A 21,260-nucleotide genomic window follows, 5' to 3' on the forward strand; every position below is an offset into this window, starting at 1 on the left:
TCAAATCACTTCAAAACTGAATCAAAACTACTTTACAAGAATCAAGTTTAAGATACGCTGCGCAAGATCACGTGCAGCCCCTTGATTGGTCTCGATAATATAATGAGCAACTTCACGATATAAAGGATCTCGAACGCTGAGTAAGTCACGTAACTTTTGCTCTGGATTCTCCACTTGAAGCAGTGGGCGATTTTTATCACGATAGGTTCTCTGCAGTTGAATCTCTACAGGAGTATAAAGGTAAACAACGATACCTCGTTGTTTGAGAAATGCACGATTTGGAGCCTGAGTCACCGCCCCACCACCTGTGGCCAAAACCAAGTTGGGTCGAGAGGTTAACTCATCAATCACAACCGTTTCACGACTACGAAACCCAAGCTCTCCCTCTTTTTCAAAGATCCATGGAATCGTTGCCCCTGTTTTACGCTCAATTTCATGATCGCTATCAAGAAACTCACGACCTAACAGTTCAGCTAAATGTCGTCCTACCGTTGTTTTTCCAGCCCCCATAGGCCCTACCAAATAAATATTTGGTAGGGTTTCAAACTCTTTGCTTGGCAAGGAGTCACCTTTTAGATTTGTTCAAATTGAAAATATATTAATGATTTCTTGAAACACTGTCATTAACAATTCGTGGTGTCACAAAAATCAATAACTCAGTTTGCATGGTAGTTTTGACATTGTTCTTAAATAAATTCCCCACCACTGGTAAATCAGCTAGAAATGGCACTTTTTCATAGTCATTACGCTTCACATCATCAAAAATGCCACCCAGTACAACCGTCTCACCATCATCTACCAAGACATTGGTTTGTAATTCACTGGTGTCAATCGCAATACCATCATTGGTGATATCACCAATCGAGTCTTTTTCAACCATGAGCGCCATTTGAACTTTACCATCTGGAGTAATACTTGGCGTCACTTCTAACTTTAAGTTAGCCGCGCGAAACTCAGTTTTTAAACCTTCCGTCGCACTCCATGTTTGATAAGGAATCTCTGTACCACGCAAGATATAGGCTTTCTGTTTATCGCCAGTAAGTACTTTAGGCGCTGATAACACTTCACCATGACCATCCGCTTGAAGTGCGCTTAACTCAAGGTTTAACATATAGTCTGAAATTTTCAACAAACCAAAGTTAAACGTACCAGCAGTGTTTGTTGCTAAATCCACACCCAAATCAAAACTTGGCTGGAAATCTCCACCCCACACTGGGCTATTGCCCAGCTTCTTCGCACTCCACTTAATCCCCAATTCACGAGAAAAGTCTGTTGATGCTGTGACAATACGTGCTTCGACCATCACCTGTTTCACTGCGACATCCAACAAGTCAATCATGCGACGAATCTTATCAATGTTCTGCGATGTGTCGTTTACGATTAAAGTATTGGTTCGTAAATCGGCAACCACACTACCGCGTGAACTCAATAAGCTTTCTAAAGCTAGTGAATCTGTGCCAGCCGTACCGTTGGATGCCGCCCCTTTGCTATTTCGAGAATCTTCTAGCAATTTTAAAATATCAGCAGCTTTCGCATAGCTCAACTGAATATAATCGGTTTGAATCGGTGCAAGTTTAATACTTTGTGCAATGGCTTTAGCTTCATCATCCTCAGATTTGATCAGTTCAGCTACAGGAGCAATCCAAATTACATTACCATTACGTCGTTTATCCAAGTTCTTGGTTTTCATAATGATATCAAGCGCCTGATCCCACGGAACATCCTTCAGGCGCAAGGTAATATTACCTTGTACAGTGTCAGAAGCCACCATGTTAATGCCTGTAAAATCAGCCAAGAGCTGTAATACACGTCGCACTTCAATATCTTGAAAATCTAAAGAAATCTTTTTGCCTGTATAAGCACTTGGTGCTTTAGGCTTCATTGGATTTTTATCTTCAGGACGCTTTAAACTAATGGTGAGCTTATCTTCAGCCTGATAAGCCATATATTCAAAACTGCCATTCGATTGGATCGTGATCAGGCCGTTACTGCCATCGTTTTGTGCATCGATGGTCGATACAGGCGTTGCGAAATCATTCACATTGAGACGGCGCGATAAGTGGGCAGGAATTTTATTCCCCAAAACGCGCACCACAATTTTACTGCCTTGTTGTTTCACATCGACAGGGGTATTGCTACCTTTTAAATCAATGACAACTTGGCCTTCACCGTCTGAACCACGTTGGAATCCAATATTTGAAATACCTTGCTCTGAACGCGCTGCAGCAACAGGTGTTGCTAGCGCTGGGTTCACTGAGTTAATTTTCAGAATAAAGGTATTACCTTCAACACGTGTAGTAAATGCACCGGCATCAGCCAAATTTACAGTTAAACGTGAACGCTGCGCATCTGAAGTTACATCTACTGTACTTGCTTCAGCCGTTGCCACCGCAATGCTGCCTTGTTTTAAGCTCTGCTGTGCTTTATCAAAATCCAAAACCAAACGTGATGGCTGTTCCAACTGATAGGCTTGCGGCTGTGGTGGCAAACCGTTGAACATGACACGAATTTCTGTTCCCTGTCCCGGAATTTGCATCGGCACAATATTCGTAATACTGACTTGCGCACTTGCAGCCTGCATCACCGCCATTGCAATTGCACCCATTGAAAACTGACGGAACATATGGTTCATCGTATTGCCATCCCCAAATATAAAATCTTTAGCACTATTTTTCATTTTTATTCCTTTTCCTTTTTTAAGGCGCCGGCCCAATTAATACTAGGCTTCTCGGGCGCTCGACATAGCCCTCACGCCCATCCGGAATAATTTCAATCAAATCAATTTGTGTAGCGGTGATATTAATCACACGACCATGATTCATCCCCAAATAACTACCACGCTGCACGCGTTCAATTTCACCATCAGGGGTTTGAATCAACGCCAAAATTTGTCCATTTTGTCCACGCATGCTGCCTTTCATGTTAAGCGATTCAATCGCATAACTTTCCAAGGGTTGTAATTGGCGAGATAAGTTTGGATAAACACGCTTTCCAGCCATAATTTTCAGTTCAGCCGCTAATGAGCTTGGCATAAACGGACTTTTTAATTGATGCGCGGCATAATTAAAAGTCGGTACAGGTGGGAAATCTGGCGCAGGTTCAATCGGCAATGGTGGCTGATTACGAATTTCAGCCATTTGCATATTGACCGCATCAATACGTGAATCACAACCGATAAGGAATAGTCCAACGCAGAGACTAAGCATGAGATTTTGATATTTCATTACTGAGCACCTCCTGCATCTGCTTTAGCTGTATTTTCCACACTTGCAGCAGCTGTCGCCCCGACATAGCGGTAAGTTTTAGCCTTTACACTGTATGAAATTTGCGGAATATCCGTCTTTTTCTCATTATTACTTGATGCTGAGATATCGAAGTCATGCAAGGTCACAATACGCGGCAAAGCTGCAATTCCACTGACAAATGAACCAAAAGAATGATAATCACCCGTCGCTTCAATAGAAATCGGCTGTTCGATAAAGAACTCTTGGCGAATTTCTGGCTCTAAACGAATATTTTTAAACTTTAATCCAGAATTTACGCCGCTCACGTTGATATCTTCAACCAAACCCGGAATTTCAGTTTCTTTCGGCAACTGTTCTAACTGCTGATTGAAATTAGCTTCCATTTCTTGCAATTGCGCTTGATATTGCTGCAAGTTACGTAATTTTGAATCTTTTTCACGAAACTCATTCAGTAAATTTTGTTCTTGTGCATGTGCATTTGAAATCGCATCAAGTTTCGGCTTAATCACGACAAAATAACCCAAAGCTCCAATCACTAAAATGATAAAGATCCAACAAGTCAATTTGACTGAAAAGGGCCAACTGCCGTAATTATTGGGATCCAAAGTATTGAACTGTTGAAAAAACTTATCAACCGTCATTTTCTTCTTAGTTACAGCATGGTTTTCTGATGTTAATTCTTCAAATTCATCGCGACTCATTGTGCTGCCCCCGCTGTTGAATTATTAACTGTACTTGCGGCTTCAGGTGTCGTCGCATTAGGCGCTACTGGCTGTGCAATCTCATCTAAATCTGCCGTAACCACAAAGGTGCCATAGGTTTCTTCAACACGTGGCACGATGGAACTTGGTGCTTTATCTTTTTTCTCTTCAGCAACCAAAAAGGAATTCATAAAGGCATTGCGATACCACGCCGATGCTTCGAGATTTCTTAAGAATTCCGCAACCGTATTCGGGCTTTCCGCTTTCCCTTCAATGGTAAATTTATCACCCGTACGCACAAACTTAGTAATGTACATATTACTTGGTGTGACACGTACCATTTCATCGACCAAACGCACAGCCACAGGACGTTGACCTTGCAAACCTTGGATCAGCTTCATCCGTTCAACAATCGCATTGCGCTGCTCTTGCAGACCTTCCAACGACTTTAATTGGACATCTAAGTTTTGATTGGTACTCACCACCAACTGATTGGCTTGTTCTTGATCTTCAAGTTTTTGACTGTAAAAGAACCAAGCCAAAGCAACAGCTAAAACCCCAACTAATGCAGCCCCAACACAATAGGCAATAAATTCTTTTTTTCGTTTCTCTCTTAACGCATCACGCCAAGGGAGTAGGTTTATTTTTGCCATTAATCAAAACTCCTCAATGCCAATCCACATGCCACCATGAGTGATGAAGCATCATTTTCAATTTTTTTAATGTCGATTTGTGGAGAAAAGCCCATCTGTAAAAATGGGTTGGCAATGGTGACCCGGTAACCTAATTTTTGTTGTAATAACTTCGCCAGTCCTGGAATATTGGCATTCCCCCCTGCCAATAAAATATGGTCGATCTCATTAAATTGAGAGGACGAAAAGAAGAACTGCAAAGAGCGTGCTGCTTGTTGCACCACAGCTTCAAGAAAAGGTTCAAGGACTTCAATATCATAGTCGTCAGGCAGGGTACGGCTTTTTTTGGCACGTCCAGCTTCTTCAAAAGACAAACCATAACGATTTTGAATTTCTTGCGTCAGTTGTTTACCCCCGAACACCTGTTCACGGGTATAAATGACTTTATTATTTTGCATGACGGACAAGGTGGTCATGGTGTGACCGATGTCCAGAATCCCAACAGTATTTACGCCCATTGGAAGCGTATCTGAAAAAACTTTGAATGCATTTTCAATGGCGAAACTTTCAACATCGGCAATCTTAGGCGTTAAACCGTCCAACTCCAATGCTTCGGCGCGTGCCTCTACATTTTCAATGCGGGTTGCAACGAGGAGTACATTGACACGATTAGGATTGGCTAAACGGTCTGGAAGGACTTCAAAGTCTAAACTCGCTTCATCTAATGGGAATGGAATATATTGCTCAGCATCATCACGAATCTGAATTTCACGTTCGTCATCGTTCATATCGGCATCCATTTCAATGATTTTAGTAATCACCATGGAAGTCGGAACTGCCAGTGCTACGTCTGTCGATTGAACATTGGCCAAATTTACCGCACGCTCAAGGGCATCACCAACTGCTTCTGGATTCAATATATTTTTTTCGACCACACTTCCTTCTGGTAAAGGGACAAGTGCATAGCTCTCCACCCAATACCGATTGTTTTTAACAGAAAGTTCCAATACCTTAACAGAAGTCGAACTAATATCTACTCCTATTAACCCCTTACTTGGCTTACGATATAACCTGAGCACAGTATCATTCCTATTATTTTTTTATCCCCAAAAAAAGTAACCCACTAATTAGTCCGCGTCTATAATTTTATACGGATACAATAACTCATCTAACATTCCGTATGTGTACAGGATATACTGACCGCTAATTAGTTTGCCATTAGCTCTTATTAAAACTTACTTGTTATGAAAAAGCTATCTTGTTCGGGCCGTGTTCATCCATTTTTTTTGATCATTATTATAATGTTGGTCTCAATTCCAATGGGTTTTTATGGCATGTATCTCTATATTGCCCCATCTTTGCCGCAAATGACAACTCTAAAAAAGGCGCCATTACTAAAACCTTTACAAGTTTATAGTGCGGATAACCAACTCATTTCGGAATACGGTGGCAAGCTATCTGTACCCGTAGATTACGATCAGATCCCACGAAGTTTTATTCATGCTTTCTTAGCGGCGGAAGATTCTTCTTTTTTTGAGCATAGTGGTATCAGTTTTAAAGGTTTAGGACGTGCAGTCAGTGAAAGTATTACTGGCTCAAATGTCCAAACGGGTGGCTCGACCATCACCATGCAAGTGGCAAAAAACTATTATCTCAGTCCCGAGCGTACATTAAAACGTAAATTGACTGAGGTTTTTCTAGCCCGAAAAATTGAACAAAATTTGACGAAAGAGGAAATCTTAACCCTCTATGTCAACAAGATTTTCTTGGGTAAAAATGCCTACGGTATCGCAGCGGCAGCTAAAATCTACTACAACAAAAGCTTAGACGAACTCAGCATTGCACAAATGGCGATGATTGCAGGTCTGCCTAAAGCGCCGTCTAAATACAATCCAGTGGTCAACCCCGAACGTGCTTTAGAACGTCGTAACTGGATTTTGGGTCGCATGCTGCAGCTAGGCTATATTAACCAAAGCCAATATGAAAAAGGGATTGCTGAACCAATTAACCTCGATATGCCTGACCGCGGGGTAAGTAACCGATTTCCCTACATCGGTGAAATGGTCCGCAGCGAACTGATTGAAAAGTTCGGCGAGCACGCGATTGACTCTGGTTATAAGGTTTACACCACCATCAACAGTGAACGCCAAGCCTATGCCGAACAAGCGGTACAAGATGGTTTAGAAGCCTATGACCGTCGTCATGGTTGGCGTGGTGCGGAAGCTCATGACAAACCCTTAAGTAGCTTTAGTGCATTTGCCAACACCTTCCCTGCCGAAGTTACCCGTGTCAATCAAAATAGTTTTGATGCCTTAATGCAAGATGGCTCAACGGTAACCGTACCATGGTCTGGCATGTCTTGGACACGCCCTTATCGCAATGCGAATGCGGTAGGCGGTGCACCATCAAGAGCATCTCAAATTGTTAAAGTGAAAGACATTATACGTCTGCGCCCCAATGACAACAAGACCTCATGGGCTTTGGTGCAACTGCCTAAGGTTCAGGGCCAGCTGATTGCACTTAACCCAAACAATGGCGCTGTAGAAGCATTGGTTGGTGGTTATAATTTTTATCAATCTAAATTTAACCGAACCACACAAGGCTGGCGCCAACCAGGTTCGATTATTAAACCCTTTGTCTATGCACTCGCTTTAGAGCGCGGTATGACACCGTATAGCATGGTCAATGACAGCCCGATCACCATTGGGAAATGGTCACCACGCAATGCCGATGGTCGCTATTTAGGTATGATTCCCCTGCGTCGTGCACTGTATTTATCGCGGAATACTGTGTCAGTTCGACTCCTACAAACCGTAGGCATTGAACGTACACGCCAATTGTTCATGGACTTCGGCTTAACCGATGAACAAATTCCGCGCAACTACACCATTGCACTCGGAACACCTCAGGTTTTACCGATTCAAATGGCCACAGGTTACTCAGCCTTTGCCAATGGCGGTTATCGTATTCAACCACACTTCATCAATCGGATTGAAGATGCCTATGGCAAGGTCATTTATCAGAACAACCCTGAATATGCATGTATCAGTTGTATCTCTCAACAAGAATCAAATCCTCAGCCTGCTGACACCATCACACCTGATGATGAAGTAATTGAAGTCACCAACCAAGAGCTGAACTCTGCTGAAAAATCGGCAAATCCTGTTGAGATCAACAGTGACTATCGCCAAGCGCAACGTATTTTAAAATCCAGTTCTGCTTATGATATGGCGAATATTTTAAAAGACGTGATTCAACATGGTACAGGCCGTGCTGCGCTACGTATTGGACGAGATGACTTGGGCGGAAAAACAGGAACCACCAATGATGCAAAAGATGCTTGGTTTGCTGGCTTTAATGGCAAATTAGTGACCGTAGCGTGGGTCGGTTTCGACCAACCGACAACTTTAGGACGCCGCGAATACGGCGGTGTGGCTGCGCTCCCGATTTGGACAGACTTCATGGCCAAAGCCTTACAAGGCACGCCTTCGGCTTGGGTTCAACTCGACGCTAAAGCCAAAGCACCAATTCAACGCCATCAGAAAGAAACACCTCAGAGCAACTTAGGCCCAACCCCACCTTTGGCGCAGCCGTTGTATCGACCTGCACCAGTGGTGGTTCCACGTGCACCTGAGCGTGACTTTGATGATTTGCCGGGTGAGGAGGAAACGCTAGTTCCAAAGAATAGTACCCCACCTACCATGCAAGCACCGAAAGAACAACCGAAACCTAAATCAGATGCACTCGATCATTTGATTGATCAAGTCCAATAAGAAAGGCCCGCATCTGCGGGCTTTTTTATACTTATGCTTTTTTCTGAAACAGTAAAATTTGATACTGTGCCTGTAGTTCAAAAGCTGTTTGAGCCTCTAAAGCTTCACGGCGCTCTTGTTTTGCTTTATAGGCATAAGGGGTCATGGCAATCAGGTTTTTTAAGTCCTGCTGATTAAGCTTAAGTTCAGCATCAACAACATCATCACTCACCAAATCAAACGCATCACTCAACTGCTCTACAAATTTGCTCGGCTCATGTGGCTTCACCTCTTCGAACAAAGCCTCACGCATTGCATATAAATGCTGAGGCGCAGGCGTCACCACCAATAAATATCCTTGCGGCTTGAGCACCCTTAAAATCTCTTGTTTTGGAATCGGGCTAAACAAACTACTACATAGATCAATCGATTGATCCAACACGGGTAAAGTTGCTCCTGTACCCACCACCCACGTGATATTTTTATTGATTTTCGCAGCCACTTGCACTGCATTTTTTGCAATATCTACACCGACACATTGCAGCACTTCAGCCTGCATCGCATCGGTGTAATAGCCTTCACCACAGCCGATATCGAGTAAATTTTCAATACGTAACTCACGTACCTTATTGACCACTGCTTGCTGTAAAGGCGCGTAATGACCTGCACTTAAGAAGGCACGGCGAGCTTGTACCGACTCAGGCGTATCCCCCGGATTTTTGCTGTGCTTATGTTGAACGACATGCAGATTGACGTAGCCTTGTTTCGCCACATCATAACTATGTGAATTCGCACAGCGCCATGTTCTTTCGTTTAAAGTTAAAGCCTCACGACACACAGGACACATGAGCAGATTCATTATTTTCTCCAAGACATTACCTCACGCATAAAAAAAGCCGGCAAATACCGACTCTTTTCATACTTTTGCTTAGCGCAATTTTAAAGTCATTAGCCCTAAAACTACCAGCATAATTGTGATAATCCAAAAACGAATCACCACTTGGGTTTCACGCCAGCCTTTTTTCTCATAATGGTGGTGTAAAGGTGCCATCAGAAATACCCGTTTATTGCGCATTCTGAGAGAACCAATTTGCAAGAAGACTGAAATCGCTTCGACCAAAAACACACCAGCCATAATGGCAAAGACAATTTCCTGACGAACCATGACCGCAATTGTACCGAGCATTGCACCCAATGATAATGCACCCACATCGCCCATAAAAACCTGTGCAGGGTGTGCATTAAACCAAAGGAAGGCTAGACCTGCGCCAATCATGGCTGCACAAATCACCACCAACTCAGAAGCAAAGCGCACATAAGGAATATGTAAATAATTGGCAAAACGGACATCACCGGCCAAATATGCAAATACACCTAAACCCGCTGCAACCAGCACTACAGGCATAATCGCTAAACCGTCCAAACCATCGGTCAGGTTCACGGCATTTGATGCACCATTAATCACCAAATAGGTGAAAATGATAAAACCAATACCCAACGGGATCACCGACAAAGGAATACTTAAATCTTTAAAAAATGGAATCAGCAGATCCAGCATATTTGCGGTATGTACAGGATTGCTCTGTTGTTGCGCAATTACATACAGCGCAATACCTGCGCCCAGTGACGCAAGCGACGTCCAGAAGAACTTTTTACGGGCAGGTAAGCCGGCATTGTCTTTATAGCGAATCTTGATCCAGTCATCGGCCCAACCCACTGCACCAAAAATCACCATCACTGCCAAGACAATCCATACATAAGGGTTGGATAAGTCTGCCCACAACAGTGTGGAGATACCAATTGAGAGTAAGATCAGCACCCCCCCCATGGTTGGTGTACCCATTTTTTTGGCATGATTTTCAGGAGCATATGAACTCACGGCTTGACCATATTTGAGTGCTTGCAACTTGCGAATCATCACAGGACCGAGCACTAGACCAATGGTCAGTGCGGTTAAAACACTGAGCAAAGAACGCAATGTTAAATAACGAACCACCTGAAACGAACTATGGTAGCCCGCCAGTTGTTCAAATAACCATAACAACATTTAGAGTTTCTCCATCAAATCAGCCATCAACGTTTCCATATGGGTATAACGAGAACCTTTAAACAGGAAACTCATAGACTGGGGTTGATGTGTTTCAATTAAACTGAGTAAGAACGGCAAAGCCTGCTCTTGATTCAAAAAAGCCTGCATTTTTTTGCCATATTGGGTGCTGCGTGCGCCTTCTTGTGCAGCAGGTGCAAATTCACCGACAGCCACTACGAAGTTCAGCCCTTTCACTGAGACCAAATCACGCCCCAGCATATAGTGCTGCTGTGCAGCAGAGCTACCTAGCTCACCGATATCACCCATCACCATCACCCGAACCCCCTCTTGCTGTGCAAGCACTTCAGCAGCGGCACGCATAGAAGTTGGGTTGGCATTATAGGTATCATCAATCAACAAATGATGGCCTTGTTGAATAAAATTCAAACGCCCTTTTGCACCGACCGCTTGCTCAAGGCCAAGCACAATATCATCCAAGCTGATGCCAATCGCTAAAGCAAAAGCTGCTGCAGCGGTTGAATTTTGAACATTATGCTCCCCAGCAAACGGTAAGTTCACCTGACGCACGCCTTGCGGGGTATTCAACTTAAACGTTGCAGATTGTGCCTGTAACTCAATCTCAGTGGCAAAGATTTCACCACCCGCACCAAAGCCGAGCACCTGTTCAGTTTGCACTGCTTGGCGAATGCTATCGGCAAAATCATCGGCTGCTGGAACAATGGATGTGCCATTTGGAGCAATATGCGTATAAATCTCAGACTTGGCACGGCAAATGCCATCACGTCCACCAAACTCACCCAAGTGCGCTGTGCCAATATTGATAATGCCCGCCACCAAGGGTTGGACCAAATTCGAAGTATAGTCAATTTCACCTTGATGGCTTGCACCCAACTCCATCACTGCATATTGATGCTCAGGACGTAATTCCAATAACATGACTGGCACACCCAAGTCGTTATTCAGATTGCCACGGGTCACCAACGTTGGTGCTATACGTGACAAAATACTGCCTAACATTTCTTTGGTGGTGGTTTTACCACTACTCCCCGTCAGCGCAATCACTTTTAGCTGTGGGTTTTGTGCACGGCGATAAGCCCCCAGTTGTCCCAATGCCAAACGTGTATCAGGCACCACCAACTGACAAATCTCTGCATCTATAGGCTGACTCACAATGGCGACTTGGCAACCTTGTTCAGCAACTTGCGTAATAAAAGCATGCGCATCAAAACGTTCGCCTTTGAGAGCTAAGAAAGCATCTCCTGCTTCTGCATCACGCGAATCCGTCAAAATACGCTTAATTTCAGTATTTGGCGCTTGATCATTTAGCCAATAACCTTGGGTTGCTTCGAGTAACTGTGCGACGGTCCATGACACTAAAGGCACTGTGCTGGTTGTTGAGGTATGCATACGACTTCCTTAGTGTGCAGGATAAGCAGAATCAGTAGTGTGGTGCTGTGCATCAATCGCGGATTGCACTTCGACGACATCGTCAAACCAATGCCGAACACCCTCTATTTCTTGATAGTTTTCATGACCTTTACCGGCAATCACGACAATATCACCCGCTTGGGCCTGTTGAACGGCAAATTTAATCGCTTCACGACGATCATGGATTTCATGAACCACACGGTTTGAGAAATCAATCCCCGCTTTCATATCGGCAAAAATTTGCTCAGGATTTTCGGTACGTGGGTTATCTGAAGTCAACAACACCACATCTGCTCCGTTTAATGCTGCTTGGGTCATGAGTGGGCGTTTTCCACGGTCGCGGTCTCCACCACAGCCAAATACCGCCCAGAGTTGCTGCTCTACATGGCGCTTCAACGTGCTTAAGACTTGCACCAAAGCATCAGGTGTATGCGCATAATCAACCACAAATAAACGCGCATCATCACGAATCACTTGCATACGGCCTGGTGCACCCTTCAGCTGTGCTGTCGTAGTAACCACATCGGCTAAATCAAAACCCGCTTGTTCAACCATAATTAAACTTGCGACCAAATTTTCAATATTAAAATGACCCAATAATGGGTTCTGTACCTGATATTCGGCCTGTGCCGTACACAGGCTAAAGTTCGCACCCGTCAGGCTATATTGAATATTCTTCACCTGATAGTCTGCAGGCTGCGTGGTTGAATAGGTTAAAATTTTCGGTTGAGCTGGATTATTTTGTGCCGCTTGAATCATGACTCCAGCATGCTCATCATCCAGATTGATGACTGCAACTTTCAATGATGGAAATTGAAACAAGCGAGATTTAGCTTCGGCATAGGACTCAAGCGTGCCATGGTAGTCCAAATGGTCACGACTTAAGTTGCTATATGCAGCAATTTCAATTTCACTACCCGCTAAACGGCCTTGTTCCAAACCATGTGAAGAGGCTTCAATCGATGCAAATTCAGCCCCTTGCTTGGCATAGCTATGTAGTGCATTTTGTAAATGCAGCGCATCTAAAGTGGTATGCGACGATGCTTCTAAATTGGGTAAAATGCCATTACCTGTCGTGCCCATCACAGCACAAGACTGACCTTGCAACATCAACAGCTCAGCAACCAAACGAGAAATCGTAGTTTTACCATTGGTTCCTGTCACCGCTAAAATACGAGCAGGCTGTACTTGGCTAGTGGCCAACAAAAATTGCTTTTGCCAGTCTCCCATCAAGTGACGCACATTCGGCACCACAATACTGTTTTCAAGTGCAAGCTGAGTTTCACTCACCACCGCTAAAGCCCCTTTGTCCAAGGCTATTTGCGCAAACTGCTCTGTTTTCTCAGGTTGTGAAAGTGATGTCAGCGCAATAAAAATTTGCCCTGCCTGTACTTTACGGCTATCAAGAACAAAACCTTGAAATGGCTGTGCCATCCATCCAGCGTTTTGGTTAGCGGTGTAGAGTTGTTGAAATGTAATGGACATTCATCACCTATTTCTTGATTACAGGAGCATCTAAAGGTTTATCTAAAGGCACGTTCATTAAACGTAAGGATTCTTGCATAACACGGGCAAATACAGGCGCAGACACCGTACCACCATAGTAAGTCCCTTGCGGGTTTTCGACCACAACCACCATCGCTAAACGCGGGTCACTAACGGGTGCAACACCGGCAAAAAGTGCACGATATTCATTGGTTGAGTAGCCTTTACGGTCAGCACGTAACTTATGTGCGGTTCCTGTTTTACCCCCCACACGGTAACCCGGAATGGTTGCACGAGTCGCGGTACCACCCGGTAAAGTTGCCGTTTCCATCATCAACAAAACCTGATCCGCAATTTTTGGATCAATCATTTGTTCACCACGGGGCGGCGCATCTAACTTATACAAACTCAAAGGCATTTTCACACCTTTGTTAGCCAACATGGCATAAGCATCCACCAGTTGCAGCACAGTCGCATTTAAGCCATAGCCATATGCCATGGTCGCCACTTCCGATACATTCCATTTACTTGGCGGAAGAATTAAACCACCACTTTCACCTGGAAATTTAACCGCAGAACGCTGACCAAAACCAAGACGTTTATAAAAAGTCGGTAAAGTTGCATAAGGGAGAGATAAGGCAATTTTAGCCACACCCACGTTAGACGATTTTTGAATAATTCCACCCAAAGTCAGTGGACCATAGTTATGTGTATCTCGAATGGTGTGGTTGCCGACTCGCATCGAACCCGGAGTGGTATTAACCACAGTATTCGGCATGTATTTGCCGCTTTCCAAGGCCATTGAAATGGTCAAAGGCTTCATGGTTGAACCCGGTTCGAAAGAGTCAACCGCACCACGGTTACGCATGGCGTCTTTATTGGACAAACTGTTTTTATCGTTCGGGTTATACGACGGCCACGACGCCATCGCTAAAATTTCACCCGTTTTCACATCGACCGCAATTGCTGTGGCAGAACGAGCATTATTGGCTACACCCGCAGCGGTCAGTTCACGGTACATAATGTATTGAAGGCGCGAGTCAATACTGAGCGTAATATTTTCGCCCGGCTCAACTTCTTTAACCACCTCGGCATCTTTAAAACGATTGCCCTTTTTATCTCGAACAATTTGCTGCTCACCATCAATACCCGACAAGCGTTGATTCAGCTGCATTTCTAAACCTTCAATGCCCGAACCTTCACTGTTGGTCAAACCAATAATTTGCGCATTCGGTTGTGGCTGCGGATAGTAACGTTTGTAGTTCTTTTCGGTATACACCCCTTGGAACTCACGTTTCGCAATCAGTTCAGCTTGCTGAGGTGGCACTTCTTTTTTTAAGACCAAGTAACGCGAACGCGGACGTTCATTCAGTTTCCGCTTCAGTTCCGCACGATCCATGCCGACGGCATCAGCCAACTCATCCAGATTTAAGTTTTTGTCTGGTAATTGACGCTTCAATTTACGATTGTGTGGATCTTTGGCTAATTCAGCGGTAATTTCATCAAACAGTTTTTTATTATCAAAATAATCACGTGGATCAATCACCACTTTCATGATCGGCGTACTGATCGCCAAAGGCACACCATGACGGTCATAAATCACACCGCGCATGGCTTTAATTTTTTCAGTTCTTAAAATATTGGCATTGGCTTTGTTTTGCAAAAACTCAGTATTGATGACCTGTACGTAAAAAGCACGTCCAACCAAAGCAATAAAGCAAGCTAAAACCACTGCCCACATGAGATAAAAGCGCCACATTTCAACCTGTAGAGCCGATTTTTCAGTCACCGCTTGCTGTTTTTTACGAGTGGGTTTACGCTTTTCTACCATGTTACAGCGGCCTTATTTTTTGTCTTCTGAAGTCGTGGGTAAAGAAATCACTACGGTTTGCGCCGCAGGTGGTGAATACATCCGCAGTTGCGTCACTGCGCGCGTTCCAATTTGTGCAGTTGCGCCAAAAGTTTGCTGTTCAATCAGCAAACGGCCCCACTCTGCATTTAAGTCATCACGCTCGCGCATAAAAGAGCTCATTTCGCGATAGTCATGACGGTATTCAAACACTTGGAACACCACCATCATGGCACTGATAAACACCAGCACCAATAAAATGACATAGGCAATCAGCTTCTTAAACTTTAACTTTGTTGGAATTTTTTCAACGACTTCAGTTTTCATTATTCGCCTTTAAGTGCTAAGCGCTCTGCAACTCTAAGCCATGCACTACGTGAACGTGGATTGGCTTTAACCTCGGCATCACTTGCTTTCACACGTGATACTTTCTTTAAACGACGCGTATCTGATCGTTGTTGTGGCATACCCCAACCCATGTCTTCCTCAAGTGTCGACTCTTTTTGAATAAATTGTTTAATTAATCGATCTTCTAAGGAATGGAAGCTAATCACAGCCAAGCGACCATTCGGTTTTAATACGTCTACCGCTTGCGGTAGGAAAACTTCAATATCTTCTAATTCTTTATTAATGGCAATACGAATTGCTTGGAAAGTTCGTGTTGCGGCATGTTTATTTTTTTCCCATTTCGGGTGCGCTACTTTCACAATTTCAGCCAACTGCGCTGTGGTTTCAATCAACCCGGCCGCTTTAATGGCTTTGGCAATACGACGGCTATAACGCTCTTCACCGTATTGGAAAATAATATTGGCTAACGCCTCTTCCTCAATATTGACCAACCACTGCGCTGCGGTTGGACCTTTTGAATTGTCCATACGCATATCCAGTGGTCCATCTTTCATAAAACTAAAGCCACGTTCTGCCTGATCAAGCTGCGGTGAAGACACGCCCAAATCGGCCATAACCCCATCGACCAAGCCAATGCCGCGTACCTCTAACTCATGCTTAAGGTCAGCAAAGCTGGCATGGATAATTTTAAAACGTGGATCTTCTTGTTCTAAAATCGCGGCTGTTTCGAGTGCTTGCGGGTCTTTATCAAAACCATAGACACGTGCATTTTCATCCAGCTTAGACAACAGCAAACGCGTATGTCCGCCACGACCAAACGTCCCGTCAATGAAAATCCCTGTATTGCGATCTGCTACCAAAGCATCAACAGTTTCGTGAAGTAATACAGAAATATGCGACATAAAGACTCAATATGATCGGAAGGAAAAATGTAACTGCACATTATTACCTTGTTTTAACAAAGCTCCAAACGACTTTTTGTAGGGAAATATTACTTTTCATAGACAAAACCGTTTTTAAACGGCATTCATTATCAAAAAAGCCTCCCAAGGGAGGCTTTGTAAGCAGCAGCTGAAATAATTAACTGGATTATTTACGGCTATTATAGATTTGGTCGAAAGTCGCCCCATTCACAAAGTGGGTCTTTTGAGCATTGGCCCAACCACCAAACACTTCATCAATGGTGAAGGTTTTTAACGGTGGAAATTGCGCTTTATATTTTTCTAGAATTGCAGCATTACGCGGACGATAGAAGTGTTTCGCCGCCATTTCCTGACCCAGTGGTGAATATAAATAGTTGATATAACCCTGTGCTAACCACTTGTTGCCATTTTTCGCCACGGTCTTATCAACGATTGCCACCGAAGGCTCGGTTAAAATCGAGATCGATGGATAAACAATATCGAACTGATTTTTACCTAAAGTTTTTTGTGTCACTAAGGCTTCATTTTCCCAAGTCAATAACACATCACCAATGCGACGTTCTGCAAAGGTGGTCATAGACGCCCGTGCCGCAGAGTCCATGACTTTCACGTTATGGTACATTTTACCCACGAACTCTTTGGCTTTGACCTCATTGCCACCGGGTTGTTTCAGTGCATAACCCCAAGCAGACAGATACACCCAACGTGGTAGACCGCCTGTTTTAGGATTAGGCGTAATAATTTGTACACCTGGTTTGGTTAAATCAGACCAATCCTTAATTTTTTTCGGGTTGCCTTTACGTACCATGAACACAATGGTCGATGTATAAGGCGCAGAGTTATTTGGGAACTCTTTTTGCCAACCCGGCTGGATTTGACCTGATTTAACAATTTCTTCAATGTCATTGGCTAAGGCCAAGGTCACCACATCCCCTTTTAGACCATCCACGACCGAACGGGCTTGTTTACCTGAACCCCCGTGTGACTGTTTAAAATCGACCGTTTGTCCAGTACGACTTTGCCAATAAGCACCAAAGGATTTATTGAACTCATCGTAAAATTCACGTGTTGCATCATAGGAGACATTGAGCATAGTACGGTCAGCTGCTTGAGCTGATGTCATACTGAATGTCAGACCTGTTGCCACTACGGCAGCAGCCCAGAGAGATTTCAAATGCGTTTTCATAGCGTATTAAATTAAATATCAAGAATTATGCTAAATATATGAAACAAAATCATAAATCGCAATTCGCTTTTGTTTTTTAAATACACATTATTTTTACATCACTAAGACTTAATGAATTGTTTTTATTTAAAATAATAGCAAACACTTTACTTATTCTTATTATATACATTTTTATGCTTAAAATATAATAAAAGTGGATATGTGTATATCCACTTTTATGTTCGAACGTGATCGCGTCAAACCATAGCACGTTTATTTTTCAGTATAAATTTGATCAAAGATCGCACCATTTACAAAGTGAGTTTTCTGCGCTTTGGTCCACCCTCCAAAGACATCATTAATATTAAAGGTTTTTTGCTTTGGAAATTGCGCAAGGTATTTGTTCGCCACTTGTTTATTTCGTGGACGGAAGAAATGCTTCGCCGCCAACTCCTGCCCTTTTGGCGAATACAGATAGTTTAAATAGCCCTTGGCCAAATTTCGATTGCCATTTTTGTCCACGGTTTTGTCTACAATCGCAACTGACGGCTCCGCTAAAATCGAAATAGACGGATAAACAATATCGTATTTGTCTTTACCTAGGCCTTGAGTTGCCAGTAAAGCTTCATTTTCCCAAGACAACAACACATCACCTATGCCCCGTTCAGCAAACGTGGTCAATGAACCTCGCGCGCCTGAATCAAGAACTTTGACATTTTGATACAGTTTTTCACCAATTCTTTGGCTTTAGCATCATTACCTCCAGGTTGTTTTAACGCATACCCCCAAGCAGATAAATAGATCCAACGCGGCGCACCGCTTGTTTTTGGATTTGAGGTAATGATCTCACCCCCAGCTTGGTTAAATCATTCCAGTCTTTAATTTGTTTGGATTACCTTTACGCACTAAAAAAACAATGGTTGAAGTATAAGGTGCAGAATTATTTAGAAATTCTTTTTGCCAGTTTTTATCAATTTGTCCAGTATTCACAATTTCATCAATATCATTGGCCAAGGCCACCACATCTGCTTGGAGATCCGTTGCAACGGCACGTGCTTGCTTGCCCGATCCACCATGAGACTGTTTAAAGTTGACCTCCTGCCCAGCTTTGCTTTTCCAATACTGTCCAAAGGCTTGGTTATATTCTTGTTGACATCCTCCCAGACCTAAAGAACGGGGATTCCTCCTCCGAGACGCTCATGTCCGAGCGCAAGAATATTCAGTGCGGAATTTATATCCCGATCATGGAGCGTACCGCACTCCATACACTGCCATTCTCTTATTCCAAGACCTGCTCTACCTTTCGGACTGCTAGAGCGTGAGCCACAGCACGAACATGTTTGGGTCGTATAGGCTTCGTTGACTTCTCCATACCATACTCCTGCGTTCTCGCATTTATACTTGAGCATGGTTCTTAGTGTTGTCCAACTGGCATCTAACACTGACTTCGCTAATCTAGTTTGTGCTAATGCTTTAGCATTCACATTGCCAACAAAGATTGCTGCATGTGCATTCACCAGTTTATGGCTGAATTGATGCAACATATTTTGGCGTATATTTTTAATCTTGGCGTGAATCGCTTTGACACGTTTCTTATTTTTTGCTCTTTGAGCAATGCCAAGTTTTTCCTCATATTGGCGATAGATTTTAGGAGCTTCGAGTTTCACACCATCTGAACAAGTGGCTAAATCTTTCAAACCCAAGTCTATGCCAATTGAGCCTTTAGCTATAGCTTTAACTTGTTGAATATCATCAACCACAAGGCAAACATACCAACGTCCACGACTGTCTTCTACAAATGAGCCTGTTTTGACGTTGTATTTGCTTAGTCCGTAGCTGTCCCATAGTTTGAATTGGTGCTTGCCATATTGCACATAGCCATCGGCGTATTTAATGGCTACTTTCTTAAAAGGTATCCAGCCTAATGAGCGTCTTGCAGATTTGTTGTTACTGACACGCCATTTTAGCTTGGCTTTTTTAAACTGCTTTCTTCGTGTAACTAATTCTTCTGCAATTGCCTGTATGGTTTGGCTATGTAAGTTACATTCTTTTGATGTGCCTTTCGTGTATTGAGCAATATCGTATGCTGAAAAGAATTGTTGTTTACGTTGTAGGTGCTTGAAACACAAATCATTGACATAATTCCAAACAAAGTTCACCTCTACTGCTAGTTGGTCTAGCATCTTGCAATGTTTGTCTTTTATTCGTAATTTAAGTGTTTTCATTACTAAAATATATTTGGTCTATGAGCAATAGTCAAGAGATTAGAACAGGTCGTCATTGTGTTTTTAATATGCACGTTCATTTAGTCTTTGTCGCTAAATATTGTAGAGATGTTTTTACCAAAGCAATGCTTGAAACAATGCGTGAAGTGTTTGAGCGTGTTTGTTTAGACTTTGAAGGTAAGCGTCCGCTGAACCCACTTTTTCTAACTCATTAATACCGCGATAGTGTCCACTAAAATTTAAGTGGACACCTATTTATGGATTTAAAGACAGTTATAGACAGCACACCAACCCTAAAAAAGCCCGTCGAACGTAAGCGTCCGCTGAACACACCTTATGAATTCATCCTATAAGCCTTAATTTAGTCCCCACTTAAAAACAAGTGGGGACTAAAATTTATGACTACAAATCACCAGACATCCATCGCATCTCTTGCGAAAAAACGAAGAACATACAGTGCTGAATTTAAACAGCAGATCGTTCAGGCTTGTAAAGCACCGGACGTTTCAATTGCTTCGGTCGCTTTGCAACATGGATTGAATACAAATCTTGTATCCAAATGGATTCGCTTAATTGATGCTAAGCCAGGGAATGATCGCTCACCACTACCGAATAAACCTGCATTTATTGCCTTATCTTGCTCTGCACCATTAGATCCTACTCCTACTGACATGTTAACGGTTCAAATTACTTTACCCCACTCAAAAGCAGAAATTGGCTTGAAATGGCAAGTATCAGAAATATCTGCTTTAGCAGAATTACTCAAGGCACTTGCAACATGATCCGCATTGATGAAATCTGGCTTTCTACCCAACCTCTGGATATGCGAGCAGGGATGGATACTATCATGGCTCAGGTGGTGAGAGCCTTTGGCTACATTAAACCGCATTGTGCTTACCTGTTCTGTAATAAACGTGGCCATCGCATGAAAGTGCTGGTACATGATGGACTGGGCATCTGGCTGTGTGCCCGGCGGCTGGAACAGGGAAAATTCCACTGGGCGCAGGTTCACCAGGGTGAAAGCATGGCGATCAGTCCGGAACAGTTACAGGCACTGATCCAGGGTTTACCTTGGCAGCGCATTGGACGACAGCAGGTGGTGACGATGCTCTAAACTAGGCTGGTCCATTCTGCTATTCTCCAAACGTTCTATTTCCTCTGCGTCATGACCTCAGGCATACTGCGGTCATGAAAATGCTGCCTGATTTAAGCCAACTGACCCATGAACAACTGCTGGAATTTACCCGGCAGTTGGCGATGCAGCATCAGTCTCTGGCACAATCAAATCAAGAATTAGAAAAATCAAACCAACAATTAGATACCAAAGTTCAGCATCTTGAAGTATCCAATCAGCAATTAGATGCTCAAGTTCAACATCTTTCTATTCTCAATCAAAAATACGAGCATGAACTCGCACTATTTAAACAGCACAAATTCGGCAGTAAAAACGAACATCT

18 protein-coding genes and 3 pseudogenes are annotated in these 21,260 nt (G+C 43.3%); 5 read left to right on the forward strand and 16 right to left on the reverse strand.

Annotation, left to right across the window (positions count from 1 at the left end):
- Window positions 1-27 precede the first annotated feature (27 nt).
- From aroK to F986_RS01995, 6 genes are read right to left on the reverse strand one after another with little or no spacing between them, the layout of a single operon-like run.
- A complete protein-coding gene (gene aroK, locus F986_RS18505) occupies window positions 28-561 on the reverse strand; it encodes a shikimate kinase AroK (protein ID WP_004691494.1) in 534 nt (177 codons plus the stop codon).
- A 37-nt stretch (window positions 562-598) separates the two neighbouring features.
- Window positions 599-2,677, reverse strand: coding sequence for a type IV pilus secretin PilQ (gene pilQ, locus F986_RS01975; RefSeq protein WP_004691495.1), 2,079 nt, complete (start codon window positions 2,675-2,677; stop codon window positions 599-601).
- A 19-nt stretch (window positions 2,678-2,696) separates the two neighbouring features.
- The gene (locus F986_RS01980) at window positions 2,697-3,224 is read right to left on the reverse strand and encodes a pilus assembly protein PilP (RefSeq protein ID WP_004691496.1); all 528 of its coding nucleotides are present in this window, start codon (window positions 3,222-3,224) and stop codon (window positions 2,697-2,699) included.
- Window positions 3,224-3,946: a type IV pilus inner membrane component PilO gene (locus tag F986_RS01985; RefSeq protein ID WP_004691497.1), complete on the reverse strand. Its 723-nt coding sequence runs from the start codon at window positions 3,944-3,946 to the stop codon at window positions 3,224-3,226. Before F986_RS01985 ends, F986_RS01980 begins: the two co-directional genes overlap by 1 nt.
- Window positions 3,943-4,599, reverse strand: a complete 657-nt coding sequence (locus F986_RS01990) for a PilN domain-containing protein (protein ID WP_004691498.1) — start codon at window positions 4,597-4,599, stop codon at window positions 3,943-3,945. Before F986_RS01990 ends, F986_RS01985 begins: the two co-directional genes overlap by 4 nt.
- Entirely contained in the window at window positions 4,599-5,657 is a 1,059-nt protein-coding gene (locus F986_RS01995; protein ID WP_004691499.1) for a pilus assembly protein PilM, read from the reverse strand. Before F986_RS01995 ends, F986_RS01990 begins: the two co-directional genes overlap by 1 nt.
- Before the next feature lie 165 nt (window positions 5,658-5,822).
- Between F986_RS01995 and ponA the strand changes: the two genes are divergently transcribed.
- Window positions 5,823-8,351: a penicillin-binding protein PBP1a gene (gene ponA, locus F986_RS02000; protein ID WP_004691500.1), complete on the forward strand. Its 2,529-nt coding sequence runs from the start codon at window positions 5,823-5,825 to the stop codon at window positions 8,349-8,351.
- A 31-nt stretch (window positions 8,352-8,382) separates the two neighbouring features.
- Here the strand turns inward: ponA and F986_RS02005 are convergent, their stop codons facing one another.
- From F986_RS02005 to F986_RS02050, 10 genes and pseudogenes are all read right to left on the reverse strand, one after another.
- Complete coding sequence (locus F986_RS02005) at window positions 8,383-9,189, reverse strand: putative RNA methyltransferase (protein WP_004691501.1); 807 nt, start codon at window positions 9,187-9,189, stop codon at window positions 8,383-8,385.
- A gap of 69 nt (window positions 9,190-9,258) precedes the next feature.
- Window positions 9,259-10,377, reverse strand: coding sequence for a phospho-N-acetylmuramoyl-pentapeptide-transferase (gene mraY, locus F986_RS02010; protein WP_004691502.1), 1,119 nt, complete (start codon window positions 10,375-10,377; stop codon window positions 9,259-9,261).
- On the reverse strand, window positions 10,378-11,787 hold the full coding sequence (locus tag F986_RS02015) for a UDP-N-acetylmuramoyl-tripeptide--D-alanyl-D-alanine ligase (RefSeq protein WP_004691503.1): 1,410 nt from the start codon (window positions 11,785-11,787) through the stop codon (window positions 10,378-10,380). It abuts the gene before it with no gap.
- 9 nt (window positions 11,788-11,796) lie between these two features.
- A complete protein-coding gene (locus F986_RS02020) occupies window positions 11,797-13,293 on the reverse strand; it encodes a UDP-N-acetylmuramoyl-L-alanyl-D-glutamate--2,6-diaminopimelate ligase (protein ID WP_004691504.1) in 1,497 nt (498 codons plus the stop codon).
- Between the two features lie 7 nt (window positions 13,294-13,300).
- Window positions 13,301-15,124, reverse strand: coding sequence for a penicillin-binding protein PBP3 (ftsI, locus tag F986_RS02025; protein ID WP_004691505.1), 1,824 nt, complete (start codon window positions 15,122-15,124; stop codon window positions 13,301-13,303).
- A gap of 12 nt (window positions 15,125-15,136) precedes the next feature.
- On the reverse strand, window positions 15,137-15,469 hold the full coding sequence (gene ftsL / locus F986_RS02030; protein WP_004691506.1) for a cell division protein FtsL: 333 nt from the start codon (window positions 15,467-15,469) through the stop codon (window positions 15,137-15,139).
- Window positions 15,469-16,392 (reverse strand): 16S rRNA (cytosine(1402)-N(4))-methyltransferase RsmH, encoded by a 924-nt coding sequence (rsmH, locus tag F986_RS02035; RefSeq protein ID WP_004691508.1) that lies wholly within the window; start codon window positions 16,390-16,392, stop codon window positions 15,469-15,471. The genes ftsL and rsmH overlap by 1 nt, the downstream gene beginning before the upstream one ends.
- Before the next feature lie 187 nt (window positions 16,393-16,579).
- Complete coding sequence (locus tag F986_RS02040; RefSeq protein ID WP_004691510.1) at window positions 16,580-17,599, reverse strand: sulfate ABC transporter substrate-binding protein; 1,020 nt, start codon at window positions 17,597-17,599, stop codon at window positions 16,580-16,582.
- A gap of 252 nt (window positions 17,600-17,851) precedes the next feature.
- Window positions 17,852-18,742, reverse strand: a pseudogene (locus F986_RS02045) (sulfate ABC transporter substrate-binding protein).
- Between the two features lie 2 nt (window positions 18,743-18,744).
- The gene (locus F986_RS02050) at window positions 18,745-19,803 is read right to left on the reverse strand and encodes an RNA-guided endonuclease InsQ/TnpB family protein (RefSeq protein WP_005401363.1); all 1,059 of its coding nucleotides are present in this window, start codon (window positions 19,801-19,803) and stop codon (window positions 18,745-18,747) included.
- Window positions 19,804-19,823: 20 nt separating this feature from the next.
- Between F986_RS02050 and F986_RS02055 the strand changes: the two are divergent.
- The 4 genes and pseudogenes from F986_RS02055 to F986_RS18170 all read left to right on the forward strand — a co-directional run.
- Window positions 19,824-19,985 (forward strand): annotated as a pseudogene (locus F986_RS02055) (transposase); the annotation flags it as partial.
- A 216-nt stretch (window positions 19,986-20,201) separates the two neighbouring features.
- Window positions 20,202-20,585 (forward strand): IS66-like element accessory protein TnpA, encoded by a 384-nt coding sequence (tnpA, locus tag F986_RS02060; protein ID WP_004691518.1) that lies wholly within the window; start codon window positions 20,202-20,204, stop codon window positions 20,583-20,585.
- Window positions 20,582-20,917 (forward strand): IS66 family insertion sequence element accessory protein TnpB, encoded by a 336-nt coding sequence (gene tnpB / locus F986_RS18165; protein ID WP_004691519.1) that lies wholly within the window; start codon window positions 20,582-20,584, stop codon window positions 20,915-20,917. Before tnpA ends, tnpB begins: the two co-directional genes overlap by 4 nt.
- Window positions 20,918-20,991: 74 nt before the next feature.
- Window positions 20,992-21,260, forward strand: a pseudogene (locus F986_RS18170) (IS66 family transposase); the annotation flags it as partial.

It is taken from the genome of Acinetobacter johnsonii CIP 64.6 (assembly GCF_000368045.1).
Lineage (GTDB): Bacteria > Pseudomonadota > Gammaproteobacteria > Pseudomonadales > Moraxellaceae > Acinetobacter > Acinetobacter johnsonii.